This is a genomic window from Rhodococcus sp. CX, from assembly GCF_015865005.1.
Classification (GTDB): domain Bacteria; phylum Actinomycetota; class Actinomycetes; order Mycobacteriales; family Mycobacteriaceae; genus Rhodococcus.
Window position 1 is genome coordinate 112,957 of record NZ_JADZGH010000251.1, and the last position, 1,637, is coordinate 114,593.

The following is a 1,637-nucleotide window of genomic DNA, read 5'->3' on the forward strand; positions in this document are numbered from 1 at the left end:
GTCGCGACATCCCGATCGGCACCGTCGTCGCGGGGCGGTCGGATCCGCGGCTCGACGACGTCGTCGGGATGTTCGCGGGCACCCTCGTGCTGCGCACCCGGGTCGAGCCCGGGGTGCGGTTCGCGGATCTGCTTGCCCAGGTCCGTGCCGTCGATGTCGACGCCTACACCCACCCGGACGCGCCGTTCGAGACACTCGTCGAGCGGCTCGATCCGCCGCGCACGGCGGCACGTCACCCGCTGTTCCAGGTGGCGCTGTCGCACCGCCGCCCGGCCGTCGCGGATGTCGTCCTGCCCGGTGTCGCCGTGACGGTCGCGCCGGGTCCGGACGACCACGCGAAGTTCGACGTGCAGCTCACGGTCACGGAGACCGCGACCGGTATCGAGCTGGAATTCGCCTGCGCAGCAGACTGTTACGACGACGATACGGTCGCGACGTTCGCGGAGCGCTTCGACACGATCCTGCGTGCGGTCGTCGCGGATCCGGAGACGCGGATCGACGACATCGACCTGCTCTCCGCCCGGGAACGCGCCGCGTCGGCCCCGGCGGTGGGACCGGCTGCGCCGCAGCCGCACTCGCTGTGGCAGTTGTTCGCCGCCGGCGCCGCGCGCGCGGGCGCCGGCGGCGCGGTGCGCGACGGGTCGCGGGAGCTGACCTACCCCCAGCTGCTCGACCGAGCCGAAGATCTCGCGGCCCGGCTCCGGGCAGCCGGAGCCCGAACCGGGGACGTCGTCGTGTGCGCCCTGCCCAGGTCGCTCGAAACGGTCGTCGCGACATGGGGCATCGCCCGCCTCGGTGCCGCGCCGATGTTCGTCGATCCGGCACAACCCACCGGACGGCTCGCCGCGATGCTCGACGGCGTGATGTACGGGGTTGCAGCGCAGAAGGACTCGTTGCCGTCATCGGTGCAGTGGCTCGGCGTCCACGAGACCGGCGCGGTCGCCGCCGAACCCGCCGAGGTTCCGGAGCCGCACCCGGACGCGCCCGCCTACCTCGTGTTCACCTCGGGTACCACCGGAAATCCGAAGGGGGTCACGATCGGCCACCGCGCGGTCGCGGCACTCGTCGCGGACCTCACCGAGCGTTTCGCGGCGGGACCGGGCGATCGCGTGTTGCAGGTCGCCGCACCGAGTTTCGATGCCGCAGTGCTCGAACTGCTCGTTGCGGGCACGGCCGGTGCGACGCTGGTGGTGGCCGGCCCGGACAGCTACGGCGGCGCGGGTCTCGGCGATCTGCTTGCCCGCGAACGCATCACGCATGCGTGCCTCACGCCGTCCGTGCTCGCGAGCCTGCCCGCCCGTGACCTCCCGGATCTTCGGGTGCTCATGCTCGGCGGCGAGACGGTCCCCGCCGAAGCGGTCGCCCGGTGGGGTACCGGCCGTGCGCTCTACAACGGCTACGGTCCCGCCGAGGCCACGGTCTTCGCGACCTGTTCGGCGCCGCTGACGCCCGGGGACACACCGGTGATCGGTCACCCCGTGCGCGGTGTCGCGGCCGTGGTGCTGGACGACCGGCTGCGGCCGGTGCCCGTCGGAGTGGTGGGTGAGCTGTATCTGTCGGGGGAGCGGCTCGCCCAGGGCTATCGCGGGGCACCGGGGCGGACCGCGGAGCGTTTCGTCGCGACCGACCACGGTCGG

At 73.1% G+C, this 1,637-nt stretch carries 1 protein-coding gene; it reads left to right on the plus strand.

The genetic code is table 11. The features are described from left to right. On the plus strand, window positions 1-1,637 hold a 1,637-nt coding region (locus I0Q12_RS34080), incomplete at both ends, for an AMP-binding protein (protein ID WP_231611534.1).